This is a genomic window from Myxococcus sp. AM010 (assembly GCF_013372585.1).
In the GTDB taxonomy this organism is placed as follows: Bacteria; Myxococcota; Myxococcia; order Myxococcales; family Myxococcaceae; genus Myxococcus; species Myxococcus vastator.
Genome location: NZ_JABXEO010000063.1, coordinates 15,693 through 30,605, shown reverse-complemented (window position 1 = coordinate 30,605; position 14,913 = coordinate 15,693). Strand labels below are relative to the sequence as shown.

Annotated in this window: 8 protein-coding genes; 6 read left to right on the top strand and 2 right to left on the bottom strand. The window is 71.5% G+C overall.

Annotated elements, in window-relative coordinates; genetic code table 11:
• Positions 1 to 44 precede the first annotated feature (44 nt).
• Positions 45 to 4,682 (top strand): AAA domain-containing protein, encoded by a 4,638-nt coding sequence (locus HV826_RS25470; RefSeq protein ID WP_176419574.1) that lies wholly within the window; start codon positions 45 to 47, stop codon positions 4,680 to 4,682.
• A gap of 13 nt (positions 4,683 to 4,695) precedes the next feature.
• Here HV826_RS25470 and HV826_RS25465 read toward each other — a convergent pair whose 3' ends face one another.
• Positions 4,696 to 5,322 (bottom strand): Uma2 family endonuclease, encoded by a 627-nt coding sequence (locus tag HV826_RS25465; RefSeq protein WP_255208319.1) that lies wholly within the window; start codon positions 5,320 to 5,322, stop codon positions 4,696 to 4,698.
• A gap of 142 nt (positions 5,323 to 5,464) precedes the next feature.
• Here HV826_RS25465 and HV826_RS25460 point away from each other — a divergent pair, with 142 nt between their 5' ends.
• The 3 genes from HV826_RS25460 to HV826_RS25450 all read left to right on the top strand — a co-directional run bounded on the left by HV826_RS25460 (position 5,465) and on the right by HV826_RS25450 (position 9,464).
• A complete protein-coding gene (locus tag HV826_RS25460; protein WP_255217407.1) occupies positions 5,465 to 8,299 on the top strand; it encodes a TonB-dependent receptor domain-containing protein in 2,835 nt (944 codons plus the stop codon).
• Between the two features lies 1 nt (position 8,300).
• Complete coding sequence (locus tag HV826_RS25455; protein ID WP_176419572.1) at positions 8,301 to 8,747, top strand: GNAT family N-acetyltransferase; 447 nt, start codon at positions 8,301 to 8,303, stop codon at positions 8,745 to 8,747.
• Between the two features lie 219 nt (positions 8,748 to 8,966).
• Positions 8,967 to 9,464, top strand: coding sequence for a hypothetical protein (locus HV826_RS25450; RefSeq protein ID WP_176419571.1), 498 nt, complete (start codon positions 8,967 to 8,969; stop codon positions 9,462 to 9,464).
• A gap of 87 nt (positions 9,465 to 9,551) precedes the next feature.
• Here HV826_RS25450 and HV826_RS25445 read toward each other — a convergent pair whose 3' ends face one another.
• Entirely contained in the window at positions 9,552 to 10,244 is a 693-nt protein-coding gene (locus HV826_RS25445; protein WP_217917700.1) for a class I SAM-dependent methyltransferase, read from the bottom strand.
• Between the two features lie 335 nt (positions 10,245 to 10,579).
• Between HV826_RS25445 and HV826_RS25440 the strand changes: the two genes are divergently transcribed.
• Together HV826_RS25440 and HV826_RS25435 are read left to right on the top strand one after the other, a co-directional pair.
• Complete coding sequence (locus tag HV826_RS25440; protein ID WP_176419570.1) at positions 10,580 to 13,495, top strand: cell wall anchor protein; 2,916 nt, start codon at positions 10,580 to 10,582, stop codon at positions 13,493 to 13,495.
• A gap of 292 nt (positions 13,496 to 13,787) precedes the next feature.
• The gene (locus tag HV826_RS25435) at positions 13,788 to 14,381 is read left to right on the top strand and encodes a Coq4 family protein (protein ID WP_176419569.1); all 594 of its coding nucleotides are present in this window, start codon (positions 13,788 to 13,790) and stop codon (positions 14,379 to 14,381) included.
• The last annotated feature ends 532 nt before the right edge of the window (positions 14,382 to 14,913 follow it).

The following is a 14,913-nucleotide window of genomic DNA, read 5'->3' as shown; positions in this document are numbered from 1 at the left end:
CGTGATAGAGAGAGCGGCCTCCCCTCCCGTCGAGAGGTGCCGCCTTGTCGCCCGAGCCCCGCAACCGCGTCCTGGAAAAAATGCTCGAGCGGCTCTACGCCGCGCTCGCATCCGGCCCCAGCCTCAACAGCCGGCCGCACAACAGCCGCCAGCGCGTGGACCTCGCCACGCTGAGCCGGCTGGATGGCACCGCGCCGCACACCGTGCTGGCCGCCCTGCTCGGAGAGAAGGCCCAGGCCCGGCTCGGCGTGAAGCCGCCCCCGCCCGAGGCCCGCAAGGGCTCCGCCCAGGCCCGCACCGCTCGCTCCCGGGACGACGAGGCCACGGAGACGGATGCCGACGACATGCTGGACGCGGCACCCACGGCCGCGCACGCGCTGGACGACGATGGCGTCCGTTCCCGCGACGTGCCCTCCGACGCCGCGCTTCCGCTGAACGCCCCCCAGGCGCCTCCTCGCGACGTGGCCTCCGACGCCGCGCTTCCGCTGAACGCCCCCCAAGCGCCTCCTCGCGACGTGCTCTCCGACGCCGAGGCACCGCCGCTGGACGAGGCCCACGCGACCTCCCGCGCGGAGGAGGAACAGCAGGCCCTGCTCCGCAAGCTGGCCGCCATCGTCGAGGACGCCCGCACCTTCGAGCAGGACACCGGCGCCCACGTCCTCCACGTGGGCTTCCCCCTGCTCCACCTGCCGCCGGGCGCCAAGGACAAGCGCGGCTTCGGCACCCGGCGCATCCTGGCCCCCATCGCCTTCATCCCCGTGCGGCTCACCCTCAAGAAGGGCCGCATGCCGTCGGTGGAGCTGGAAAGCGCCGAGGCCGGCGTGGACCGCGTGGCCCCCAACACCGCGCTGCTCGCCTGGCTGGAGCAGCAGACCGGCCAGCGGCTGGGTGACCTCTTCGCGGATGAAGCAGGCGCGGACCCGTGGCGCGAGCTGAACGAACTGGTGGCCGCCGTGTGCAAGGCCCTGGAGCTGCCCGCGCCCTCGCCGTTCACGCCGGAGACCCTCCTGGCCGCCGTTCCGCGTGGCGACGATGCCCAGCCCCAGGCCGCCATCCTCCCCAGCGCCGTGTTGGGTCTGTATCCCCTGTCCAACCAGAGCCTCGTGGACGACATGCGCGCGCTCCTGGACGGCGAGCCCATCTCCGGCCCGCTGGAGAGCTTCCTCCGCGTGGACGTGTCGCTCGGCCTGCCCCCGGGCCACGGCGGCGGCGAACCCAACCTGGAGGGACTCAAGCGCGCGGACGAGGAGCGGCTCGTCACGCTCGCGGACCCGTGCCAGGCGCGCGCGGTGCGGCTGGCTCGCAGCAGCCGAGGGCTCGTCATCCATGGGCCTCCGGGCACGGGCAAGTCGCAGACCATCGCCAATGCCATTGGCGACCACCTGGCGCGCGGGGAGCGCGTGTTGCTCGTCTGCGACAAGCGCACCGCGCTGGACGTGGTGAAGCACCGCCTGGACCACCTCGGCCTGGGGCACCTGTGCGCCGTCGTCCATGACGCCCAGCGTGACCAGCGCGACCTCTACATGGGCATCCGCGAGCAGCTCGACGCGCTGCCGGAGACTCGCACCGACGCGGCCGTGGCCAAGGAGCTGGCGCGCATCGACACGGAGCTCCAGTCCCTCCACGACGAGCTGACGTCCGCCGACCGCGCCCTCTCCGAGCGCCCCGACGGAGGCACCGCGCCGTCCTTCCACGAGCTGGTGGGCCAGTGGTTCTCCGTGGAGGCCCCCGACTCGCTCACGCCCGCCGTGTCGAGTCTCTCCGATGCGCGGCTGAGCGACGTGACGACGCGCGAGCGCGAGGTGCGCGAGGTGCTGGAGCGCGGTGGCAAGGAGGGCTACCCGGAGAACCCCTGGCGTGAAGCCCTGGGCGGAGACCTGGCCAGCTACCTCGCGACGCCCCTGGCCACCTATCGCGAGCGGCTGAGCGACATCGACAGCGCGGCCCAGGAGGCGGATGCCCTCGTGTCACCGGACGTGCCCGTCTTCGGCGCGGACCCTCGGGCGGAGGGCGCGGCGCGCGCCGCCTTCGCGGAGAAGCTGGCGCCGCTGCTGGAGTCGGCCCGCCCGGACGTCCTCGCGCGCTGGGGCTCGGCGGCTCCGGACGGGGTCCAGGCCGCGCGGACCCAGCTCGACGGGCTGGCGGCGCACCGGCAGGTGCTCGCGGAGGGGCCGCTGGACGCGGAGCTGGCGCTGGTCCACCGCGAGCAGCCCCAGGCCTTGAGTGTGCTGGCCCCCGCGATGGCCGCGCTGGGCTCGTACCTGGACATCGCGCGCAAGTGGTACGCGTTCTTCTACTTCGCGCGGAAGGCCGGGGCCCGCCGGGTGCTCCAGCAGTTCGGCCTGACGCTGAGCATCCTCGCCGCCGAGCGCGTCACGCGGTTCTTCACGGGCGTGAAGGCCCGCGCGCTGCTCACCGAGTACCACCGCGCCACGCTCGTCCCGGGAGACACCTCGACGCTCACCGACGAGGCCCTGTCCCAGACGCTTCGCACCCACGCGGCCCTCTTCGAGTTGCTGCAGGAGCTGGAGCGCACGCCCTTGCTCGCGTCGTGCCGGGACGCGGTGCGGGCTGCCTTGACGGCGGACGCGGGGGCTCGCGCGGCGCTGCTGGCGGGCCTGCGACTGTCCGCGGCCCGAGGCGACGCCGTCGCGCGGCTGGAGGTCCGGCTCGCCGAGGCGGGGCTCTTCTCCGCGCCGTGGTTGGACGCGCGCTCGCGCGGGCTGCGCTCGGGCGAGCGCCTGGCCTCGGTCACCGCAGCCCTGGCGTCACGGCTTCCCACGGTGGAAGGGCTGCTGCGCATGCGCGCGGTGCTGGCGGCCATGCCTCCGGCGCTGGAGGCCGCCGTGGAGCGGCTTGCACGTCAAGGCGCGGAGACCGAGGCGGGCTGGCGCGCGGTGCTGAAGGCGACGCTGGCGGCGGAAGCGTCCGCGAGACTGAGGGAGGCCCCGGCGCTCCAGCACATCGACGCCGAGCGCGTGCGCACCACCCATTCGCACTACCGCGCGCTGGAGGAGAAGAAGCGAGTCCTCGTGCGCGACGCCCTGGTCCACCGCTGGACGCAGCGCCAGCGCGAGCGGCTGCTGGCGGGCACGGGCGGACGGCTCAACGGACAGGGCGCGGAGCTGCGCCGGCGGCTGATGCTGCGGGGCGAGCGCGCCATGCGCGTGCGGCAGGTCATCGCCACCGGGCAGGGCATCGAAGGAGGCGACCCGCTCTTCGACCTCCGCCCCGTGTGGATGGCCAGCCCGCAGACAGTGGCGCAAATCTTCCCCCGCCGCCCCATCTTCGACGTCGTCATCTTCGACGAGGCCTCGCAGTGCCGGTTGGAGGAGGCCCTGCCCGTCCTCACCCGCGCGCACCGCGTGGTCATCGCCGGGGACCCGAAGCAGCTGCCACCCACCCGCTTCTTCGAATCCGCCGTGGTGCAGAGCGCGGAGCTGGAGGCCGAGAGCGAGCAGGGCCTCTTCGAGGAGCAGCAAGCCGAGGTGGAGGACCTGCTGTCGGCGGCGCTCAACCTCGACATCGACCAGTGCTACCTGGACGTGCACTACCGCTCGCAGAACGCGGACCTCATCGCCTTCAGCAACGACCACTTCTACGACAAGCGGCTCCAGGCCATCCCCGCCCACCCATCCCACCAGGTGCCCCACGCCCCACTGCGGCTGCTCCCCGTGGGCGGCACCTACGAGAAGCGCACCAACCTGGTGGAGGCCCGCGCCGTGGGTACGCTGGTGAAGGAGCTGCTCTCACGGCCCGAGCCGCCGTCCATTGGCATCGCGTGCTTCAACCTCACCCAGCGCGACACCCTCAACGACGTCCTCGACGAGATGGCCGCCAGCGACGCGGCCTTCGCGTCGCGGCTGGCCGAAGCGCGCGTGCGCCGGGGCTCGGGCTCGTTCGAGGGGCTCTTTGTGAAGAACCTGGAGAACGTCCAAGGCGACGAGCGGGACCACCTCATCATCAGCACCACCTACGGCCCGGACCGGCACGGCCGCTTCTACCGGCGCTTCGGTCCGCTGGGCAGCGCGGGCGGCGGCCGGCGCCTCAACGTGCTGGTGACGCGGGCGCGGGAGCAGATTCACCTCGTCACCTCGATTCCGCGCGAGTCCTACCTGTCCGCGCCCCCCATGGAGGCGGGCCGGCAGCCCAACGGCGGCTGGCTCCTCTTCGCCTACCTGCGCTTCGCGGAGGCCCTGGAGTCGGCCTACGCCCAGGCGGCCCAGGGCCAGCCCGAGGACACGATGTCCCAGACGCCGCGGCCCGCCCAGACAGCGGAGGTGTTCGTGCGGCCCACGGACGCGGGCTCGGCCTTCGCGCGGGCCCTGGCCGGACACCTGGCCACGCAGCACCGCGTGTCTTCGGACGTCCACTGGGGCAATGACGGCTTCTGCGTGGACGTCGCGCTCCGGCACCCCACCCGGCCAGGCGACGTCACCGTCGGCGTGCTGTGTGACGGCACGCGCTACCCCAAGGCCGCGGACCGCGTGGAGTGGGACCTCTTCCGCACGGGCGTGCTGGAGGGACAGGGCTGGCGGCTCGTGCGGATGTGGACGCCCTCCTTCTTCCGGGACCCCGAGGGTGCCACCACCCAGGTCCTCCAGGCCGCGGGCGACAAACTGATGCGCGAGCCTTCCGCCTCCCCCGAGGCGGCCATGTCCGCGCGAGACGTGGTTCACTGAGGCGCAGGCGACGTCACTTCGCCTTCGCCTCCGGCAACCACAACACGCCGAGTTCCAGCTCCAGCGCCTCGAAGGGCTCGGCGCGGACGCGCTCGTCACCCGACCACGTGCCCTGTTCGAGCCACTGGCCACCGCTCAGGCGGAACACCTCCAGCGTCCGCGCCTGGGGGTCCACGAGCCACACGTGCCCGACGCCCTCCCGCGCGTAGATGCGCTTCTTGCGCGAGCGGTCCAAGGAAGCCGTGGAGGGCGAGAGCACCTCGCAGACCCAGTCCGGTGCCAGCGTGAAGTAGGGCGTATCCGGGACCTCCGGCATCCGGTCGCGGCGCCAACCCGCCAGGTCCGGCACCAGGACATCCGCGCCGAAGTGCAGCTCCGGCTCATCCAGGAAATACCAACCTCCAGGTCCGCCGCGACCCCGTTCGAAGGGGCTGTACAGCTCTCCCCCCAGCCGGGAGCTCGCCCGCGCGTGCCGGCTGGCCGGACGCGGCTGGGCAATCAGCTCCCCGTCGATGATCTGCCCCACCTGATGCTCCGGCAGCGCCACCAGGTCCTCGTAGGTCGCCGGGCGCTTCGTCTCGTGGCCCATTCCCGTGTCCCGTTCCTCTCTCACCGTGATGACCGGCTGCACCTGAATCATGGCCCCCGCCTCCCCGGAGTGGAACCCCACTCCTCGTTGCATGTCCAGACCCGACATTACCTATCAGGTCTGACACCCAGCGCCCAACCTTCAAGCCCCCATGGACCTCACACCCCGGAGAGGGAAGAATGCTCGGCGCCCCATGCGTGCCTCCCGTTCTTTCGCGTTCGTCCTCTCGCTGTTCCTCCTGTCCGCGCCCGTGCTCGCGGACAACAACGCGGATGAAGCGGACATCGCGTTCGAGCTCGGCAACGATGCCTATTCCAAGGGGCAGTACGCCGAGGCGCTGCGCTCCTACTTCACCAGCTACCGGCTGGTGCCCAACCGGAACGTCCTCTTCAACATCGCCCGCTGCTTCGAGGCGCTGGGCAAGTTCAACGAGGCGTACCGCTACTACAACGACCTGCTCGCCGAGGACCTGCCCAGGGACGACGCCGCCGAGGTCTCCCGCTCCGTGGACCGGCTCCGCCCCAAGGTCGCGCTGGTGCGCGTCACCACCACCCCCAAGGGCGCCGACGTCTATGTGGACCGCATGGACCTGGGCAGCCGGGGCCGCTCTCCGCAGACGCTCGCGCTGACGCCCGGCCGTCACAAAATCATGGTGAAGAAGGACGGCTACCGCCCCGCGGAGGCCACCCTCACCCTGGTGCGCGGCCGTGAGACGGACCAGACCTTCGACCTGGCCCTCATCACCGGCGGCGTGGAGGTGACGGGCACGCCGGCGGGCGCCGAGATTCGCGACGCGCCCAACGGCAACATCCTGGCCCGCGTGCCCGGCCGCGTGCGGCTGCCTCCCGGTCAGCGCGTGCTGTACGTTCGCGCCCCCGGCTACGCACCCGGCCAGTACGTGGTGGACGTCCCCGCCGACGGCAACGTGCCTGTCGCCGTGGCGCTGCGACCCCAGGACCGGCCCACCGGGCGGCTCGTCGTCACCGCCAACCGCGACGGCGCCACGGTGCGCGTGGATGGCAAGCCCGCGGGCTTCACCCCCACCGTCGTCACCCTCCCCGAGGGTGAGCACACGCTGGAGGTGGAGAGCCGCGAGGTGCGCCCGCTGCGCCAGACGGTGAAGGTGGTGGCCGAGGAGGAAGTGAAGGTCCACGCCGAGCTGCGCTACGCGCCGCCTCCGGTGCGCGCCGCCTCCAAGAGCCTGGTCGCCGTCGACGAAGCGCCCGCCTCCACCACCGTGCTCTCGCAGGAGGAGCTGCGCGCCTTCGGCTGGCGCACCGTCGCCGAGGCCGTGGCCGGCGTGCGCGGCTTCTACCTCACCGACGACCGGACCTATACATACATGGGCGTGCGCGGCTTCTCCCCGCCGGGGGACCTCAACACGCGCATCCTCATCCTCTGGGATGGCCACGCCATGAACGACGTCTGGGCCGGCCAGGGGTTCGCCGCCCGCGACCTCAGCGTGGACATCCAGGAGGTGGAGCGCATCGAGGTGGTGCGTGGCCCTGGCAGCGCCCTGTACGGCACGGGCGCCTTCTTCGCCGTCATCAACGTGGTGCCCCGCGAGTCCCTGGGCGCGGACAAGCACCTGGAAGTCACCGGCGCGGTGGGCGCGCTCGGCACCACGCGAGGCCACGCCGCCGCGTCGTGGGAGGACGGCAACCGGTCGGTGCTGGTGAGCGCCGCCGCCTTGACGGCCACGGGCGCGGACACCACCCGGCTGGGCGCCAACGGCCCCATCATCACCGGACTGGACGCGGAGCGCGCCGCGGGGGGCTCGCTCCGGGCCCGCGTGGGCGACCTGTCCTTCCAGGCCCAGTTCAACGTGCGCACCAAGGAGCTGCCCACCGCGCCCTACGGCACCGTGCCCGGCACGGAGGGCAACGTCGTGGAGGACCTGCGCGCCTTCGCGGAGGCCCGCTACGAGCGCCAGTTCACCGAGCGCTTCAGCCTGTCCGTGCGCGGCGCGTTCGACATGAGCCGCTACGAGGGCACCTACGTCTACCCGGAGGAGGACGGCGGCGCCCGGACCGAGGGCGGCGCGGCGGACTGGCTCACCGGCGAGGCCCGCGCGCGCATCGGCCTGTTCGAGGGCAACGTCTTCACGCTCGGCGTGGAGGGCCAGGCGCAGCTCCGCGTCCGGCAGGACGCCGGCGACCTGCCCCTGGAGACGCAGGCGCGCACGCTGCTGTCCGCGTACCTGCTCGACGAGTGGAAGCTCCACCCGCGGCTGAGCGTGTCCGCCGGCCTGCGTCTGGACAAGTACGTGGACCTGGACAGCACGCCCATCACCCCGCGCCTGGCCGTCATCGCCCGGCCCTACGAGCAGGGCCTCACCAAGCTGGTGGCCGGTAACGCCTTCCGCGCGCCCAACGTCTACGAGCTCTACTACGCGGACGGCATCTCCCAGGGCGCGGCGCTGGGCCTGCGGCCGGAGACCATCACCACCTTCGAGCTGGAGCACTCGCACGACCTGACGGACGAGCTGCGCCTCACCGTCGCCGGCTACCACAACCGCATCTCCAGCCTGGTGCAGCTCAGCGCGGAGGACGCGCCTTCAGGCGACTGCGGCACCGCCGCCTGTCTGCGCTTCATGAACGACGACGGCACCACGCTGGCCTGGGGCGCCGAGGCCGGCGTGCACTGGCAGCCGGGGCGCTGGCTGCTGGTGGACGTGAGTTACTCCTACGTGACGCTGCGCAACGCCTCGGAAGAGGTGGCCTCCGCGGCGCCCGCGCACCTGGTGGCGGGCCGGATGATGCTGCCCATTGGCGCTGGCGACATGCGCGTGGCCACCCAGGCCATCTACCAGAGCGCCCGGCCCACCGGCCCGGGCGGCGCGGACAGCGGCGAGGCGCTGCTGGTGGGCTTCGGCCTGTCGGGTGACTACGGCCCCCTGCGCTACTTCGCCGGCGTGCACAACCTCCTGGACGCCCGCTACGCGCTGCCGGTGTCGGACGAGAACTCCATCGCCCCCGTGCCGCAGTACGGCCGCACCTTCACGCTCCAGCTCACGGGGACCTTCTGACGTGACGGCCGGCGCCACCTTCACCTTCATCTCCCCCGGGCATCCGCTCTACGCGGGGGAGCTGGAGCTGCGCTTCCGCGTGCTGCGCGAGCCGCTCGGCTACACGCGTGACGACGTGGCCTTTCCCTTCGAGGCGGACAGCCTGCACCTGGTGGCGCACCAGGAGGAGGCGGTGCTCGGCTGCGTCCTCTTCAACCCCGAGGACGCCCACGGCGGACGGCTGTTCCAGATGGCCGTGGCCTCCCACCTCCAGGGGCAGGGGCTGGGCGCTCGGCTGGTGCGGACGTTGGAGGTGGAGCTGGCGCGGCGTGGCTTCACCCATGTCCACCTGCACGCGCGCGAACCGGCGGTCCCGTTCTATGAGCGGCTGGGCTACGCCGTCTTCGGCGACCCCTACACCGAGGTGGGCGTCCCCCACCGCAACATGCGCAAGACACTCGGGACCTAGCGGACCTGCGAGCGCCTGGACCTCCTCGAACGCTGCTCCCGTGACGTTCGCGCGCGCCATCGCCGTCTTGAGGTCCTCATTCACGCCTCGGCTGATGTGATTGGGTTCCAGAGAGCCGAGAAGCTTGAGCACCGCCTGGGGCCGCGACGCCCTCAGCCAGCATCTTCGAAGCCACCCGGGACGCCCCTGCAAGCCAGGACCCGATGCTATGACAGACGCATGACGACGCTGAAGGAGTGGCTCCTGGCGGTCCTGCCGTTCACGGCGCTGGTCCTGCTCTGGCGCTTCTCGGTGTCGCGCGAGAAGCGGCACACCCAGACGCTCTACCGCGCCGTCGACGAAGGGGCCGTGAGCGAGGTCCAGGCCATCCTCTCGAAGCAGGCCTTCCCGAACCTGCGCTCGGTGGTCGTCGCGAGCGCCATCGTCAGGGCCGTCGAATCCAGACAGGTTGCCGTGCTCGACTTCCTGCTCAGCCCCGAGCTGAAGCCCGTGACGCCCACCCAGAAGCTCGATTCCTTCCTTCACGACCAGGCGATGAAGGGTGGCTGGAGGGGCGTGGTGCTCTGGCGCTCGCGGAACTCGCACCTGTTCTTGCCCTGGAGGGACCTGAGCAAGCGGGACAAGCTCCGGCTGAGGGCCATGGCCACCCGCGTCGTCGAGGCGGAGCCGTCGAAGGTCTTTCTTCGCCACGACGTCCGAGGATGGACCGTCGCCTGAAACGACGAAGGGCCCGCGCGTGGGCACGAGCCGTCGTGGAACGTCACCCGCGCGAGGCGAGGCCCTCGCGTCGCCGCTCCTCCAGGGTCATCGACTGGACGCGGGCTGCAGGAACAGCAGGTAGTGGTCCGGAAGGCCGTCGTACTCGGACACGATGGAGTAGCCCGCCTGCTGGGCGGCGGCGACGAGCGGCGGGCGCATCGCCCGAAGGTGCGTCACCGCGATACGGCCATTCGGGGTGAGGGCGAGACGCAGCCTGGTCAGGTAGGCCACACGGTCCGAGAGGAAGTGGTCCACCTCGGAGAGAAGGATGAGGTCGTACGCGCCGGGTTCGAGGCCTGGCTCGTCCGGTTCCACCTTGCGCACCACGACGTTCTTCCGCTCGGACATCCGTGCGCGAAGCCGCTTGAGGGCCTCGTCGTTGATGTCGGTCGCGACCACCTGTCCCGCCGGACCAACGGCCTCCGAGAGTCGCTGCGTGAAGTAGCCCAGGCCCGCTCCGACATCGGCAATCCGCTGTCCCGGCGTAATCCCCAGCGCGGCGATGAACCTGGCAGGCTGACGGGACTGGTCATACGAGGCCCGCGCGCCTTCGACCCCTCCGAGGCCATGGAGGTCGGCGGGCTGCTCCGCCGCGGGGGCCTCCGTCGGCGTCCGGGATGGCTCGGGGCGCTTTTCCTCTCCGCCCTCGGAGCGACATCCGCCTGTCGCGGCCGTCACCAGACAGAGCAGCAGCCGCGCGAGACGACGGGGCGTTGCATGGGCACGAAAGAGAGTCATTCCGGGCGGCCTCTTCGGAGAGGGAGGAGCAACGGGTGCTCCTCCGAGGATAGCACCCGTGCCGCCGCGTAGGCCTCGAGCTGGAAGGCCGTGTGTCCCGGCTCCAGGCCATGCCGCTCCATGCGCAGGTGTCTTTGGGCTTCGCGTTCTCCAAGGACTCCGCGTGACCGCATGGACAGGACTGCCACCTTCTTTCAATCCCACCCGACGGTCCCAGCCGTTTCACGGCAGCTTTCCCGTGTCATGACAGTCGCTTGCGCTTCTCGCTTCGGGGTCCATCACATGGCCGATTCCCGGACCTCCAGTCCGGTGAGTCGGCACCCGATCGAAACCCCATGACCCCACTCCGAAGCCTGTGGATCGCGGCCGCCCTACTGATGGCCGCCTGTGGAACGACTGAGCTCTCGCAGCCCGACGACGTACAGGATGCGACGACGGCCCAGGGCCTCTCCACGCTCTCCGTGCGAGGAACCACCAGCGCGAGCGGCCTGGCCATCACGGCCCTCTCCATCCCCACCCCCGTCGGTACGGCCGCCGGAGATGTGCTGGTGATGCAGCTGAGCAATCGCGAGGCCGTCGCCGCCGTCGCCACCCCACCCGCTGGCTGGACGCTGCTGCGCTCCGAGCAGAGCGCCTCGGCCATCAAGTCCTGGCTCTTCCTCCGCGTGGCCAGCGCGGCCGAGCCGAGCAGTCACACCTTCACCCTCGACCTCGCCAGCGCCATGGCGGCCACCCTGGTCGCGGTGTCGGGCGCGGATCCGCTCCAGCCGATCGACGTGCACGTGGGCCAGAAGAATGGCAACAGCGCGAGCCTCGCGCTGCCCGTCGCCACCACGTCGTCCGCGAACGGCCTCGCGGTGTGGTTCTCGGCCCAGGTCTGGGGAGGCGCCGCGTGCCCCGCGGTCCACACCCCTCCGACGGGCTTCACCGAGCAGCTCGACACCTGCCTCGTCTCGTCGTCGCGCGGCGTGCTGCACAGCGCCGCCACCTCGGAGCTCGGGGCCGCAGGTGCCCAGCCCGCCTTCACCGGCAGCTCCACGCTCCCCAACACCAACATCACGCACGCGGTGGTGCTGCGTCCCCTCCAGCCGCCAGCCACCGGGGAGATCTCCCTCGTCGGCACCACGCACGCGAGCGGCAAGACGGTCACCAGCCTGACGCTCTCGACCCCTGCGGGCGTCGCCGCCGGTGACGTGCTGCTGGCGCACCTCGCGAACCGGAACCAGATCGGCGCCGAGCTCACCCCGCCTGCAGGTTGGACGCTGGTGCGCACCGACATGAGCACCTGGAGCATCCGCGGCTGGGTCTTCGTCCGCGTCGCCACCGCCAGCGAGCCCGCGAGCCACACCTTCCAGAGCTCCATCGCGAGCTACCTCGTCGGCAACCTCGTGGCGTATGCCGGCGTCGATCCGGCCAACCCGATCGACACGCACGCCGGCAAGAGCAACAGCGGCTCGACGGCCTTCACGACTCCGCAGCTGAGCACCTCGACCGCGGGCGGGGCCGCCGTCTGGTTCGGCGCGCAGGCGTGGACCGGCGCCGCGTGTCCGACCTCGGCGATCGAGCCCCCCGTGGGCTTCGCCGAGACCTCCGACACCTGCCTGGTGTCCTCGTCCCAGGGCCTCGTCTTCAACGCCGCCTTCATGCCCCTCGCCAGCGCCGGCCTCCAGGGACCGTTCAACGGGAGCTCGACGTTCGCCGAGACCAACGTCGCGCAGGTCGTCGCCCTTCGCCGCGCCGAGGCCGCGCCGTCCTCGGGGGTCGCGTTGCGTGGGAGCTCGCACCACAGCGCCTTGTCGGTCGCTTCGCTGTCGATCCCCAAGCCGTCGGGGACCGAGGCCAACGACGCGCTCATCGCGCGGGTGAGCGTGCGCAACAACATCTCCGCGACCGTCACGCCGCCCGCCGGCTGGACGTTCCTGCGCTCGGAGCAGAGCGCCTGGGCCATCCGCACCTGGCTCTTCTACCGCGTCGCGGGCGCCTCCGAGCCTGTGAGCTACGCGTTCGAACTGGACGCGACCACCCACATGGCGGGGAGCGTGGAGGCCTTCAGCGGCGTCGATCCGGTCCAGCCAATCGACGTGCACGCAGGCCAGAAGAACGGCGACTCCGCGTCGTTCACCGTGCCCGACGTGGTGACCGGCAGCGCGGGTGGCCTCGCCGTCTGGTACGGCTCACAGGTCTGGCCGGACGCCACCTGCCCTGCCACCGGCATCGAGCCGCCGCTCGGCTTCACCGAGGCCTTCGACGCATGCCTGGGTCACACCAACGGACTGCTCTTCAACGCGGCCTACCGGTCGCTCACCGCGCCGGGCCTCCAGGCGGGCCTCTCCGGCAGCTCCGCGTTCGTGCAGACCAACACCGCGCACGTGATTGTCCTGCGCGCCGCCAACGCCCCCACCTGCATGGTCGGCGACACGTACGCGAGCACCTTCACGCTTCAGGGCACCGTGACCGCGCCGGAAATCGTGGAGCCATCGGGCCTGGCCGCGAGCCGCGTGGTCGGCAACGCGCTCTACGTGCACAACGAGGACACCACCGCGATCGTCGCCATCGACACGCTCAACGCGAGCACGATTGGCACGTTCAACGTGACCAACGTGACGCCGGCCGACTGGGAGGACCTCGCCACCGGGCCCTGCCCGAGCGGCTCGTGCATCTTCATCGGTGACATCGGGAAGTGGAGCGCCAACTTCCCCGCGGGTGGCAGCCCCACGTCGTTCACGATCTACCGCGTGCCCGAGCCGGATCTCGCCAACGGCCAGACCTCGGGGGGGCTCGTCGCCGAGGCCTTCCCGTTCGTCTATCCGGACGGCGCGAAGGACGCGGAGTCGCTGATGGTGCACCCCACCACCGGGGACATCTACGTCGTCACCAAGAACGGGGGCACGGGGCAGAGCGGCGTGTACAAGTTCCCCCAGCCGCTGACGCCGGGCGTGCAGGCCACGCTGATCCACGTCCACACGATCCAGCTGCCGCTGAACGGAGACGCCAACTTCTCGGCCGCGACCGCGGCGGCGATCCACCCATGCGCGGATCGCTTCCTCCTTCGCACCTACCGCACTGTCTACGAGTTCCGTGCGACGCCGGGACTTGGCTTCGAGTCGGCCGTCTTCGCGACGCCCGTCACGCTGACCGACACCACCGAGGGTCAGGGTGAGGCGATCGAGTACGAGGCCAACGGCGCGAGCTACTTCACGATGAGCGAGAGCCCCTCGCCCTTCAGGCTCAAGCGCGTGCCCCTGCGGTAGGACCGCGTCGACCCGCCGAGGAGCAAGGCCGGTCGTGGGGCACGTCCCCATGGCCGGCCTTGCTGTTCCGAGCTGGGAGCTCGCGCTCGGTGCCGCCGTTCACGCGGTCGTACACACGGCGTCCCGCCTGAAGCCCGGGCACCCCCGCGGGCCGGAGCATGAGCACCGGTCCCCGCGCGCATCGCCGGGCCTGATGCCTCTCCTCGGACGCGACGTGCGGCACGGAGGTCTCCGCGTCAGACTCCTTGCGAACCCGCGGGGCAGCTGCGCCCGCTGCGAGGGAGTCCACGCGATGGAGACCATGGCCACGGCGCTGCGACGCTACTTCGACGAGAGCGGCTTCGGAGAGGACGGCGGGTACGCGTCCGATTGGGTCGACTTCAAGCTCGGCCCCCTCCCCTTCCCGCTCCCCAACACCGAGGCTCGCAAGCGCGCGGTGCGCTTCCACGATCTGCACCACGTCCTCACCGGCTATCGCACCGACCTCACGGGCGAGTTCGAGATCTCCGCGTGGGAGATCGGCGCGGGCTGCGGCGACTTCCACGCGGCCTGGGTGCTCAACCTCTCGGGCATGACCGGGGGGCTGCTGACGGCCCCGGTGCGCACCTGGCGCGCGTTCGTCCGGGGGCTCGCCGAGCAGTCCACCTACGGGCGCGACTACGAGGCGCTGCTCGAGCGCAACGTCGAGGACCTGCGCGCGGAGCTCGGGATCGGAGCGGGTCCCCACCGAGCGGGCCTCGGCGCCGCGCTTCGCTTCGCCGCGGCGCTCACTGCGGGCGCGGTGGTCGGCTCGCTGATGATGCTGGTGCTCGTCTCTCCCATCACCCTGGCGCTCTGGTGGCGGGGCCGAAGGGCCAAGGCCCAGGCGCTGGCCGCCGCGCCCTGAGGGAGGGTGCAGAGGGGCCGAAGAGGGCCGCTGACGGGGCCGCCCGGGCGATGCTCCCGGCTGGTGGACAGGCCGCTTGAGCCCCCTTGGGGCACACGCCCTGCCCAGGCCGCGCTCCCATCAGGTGCGTGGCAGGAGCCTTGGCTTGTTGGCTGTCTTGAGGCTCAACACCACACGGCCTGGGGTGGCCCTCGTGCCAGGGCCAACCTCGCACATGCCGTGGGCAAGCCCAGGTGCTCCAGAATCGCCCGCACCCCGGGGGCTCCCTTCACCGACGCCAAGACCCTTGAGCCTGCCTCTACACCTCACGCAGGCGAACACGTCGAAGTCGAACGTCCTCCTGAGCAACTCGGCGAAAGTCCACTCGCGGTGTCCTCTCCTTCACCCGCTCATTCCCGGCCGCTGCCTCAAGCCCCGCGCTCGCCTCCTGCGCACCTGCTTGAGGGAGCGTTGACGTCCAGCGCCACCCGCGCGGGAGGGATGCCCCTCCTTCCCGCGCGGGCATCGGTGCCGGGGTGTGCCGACCCGGCAC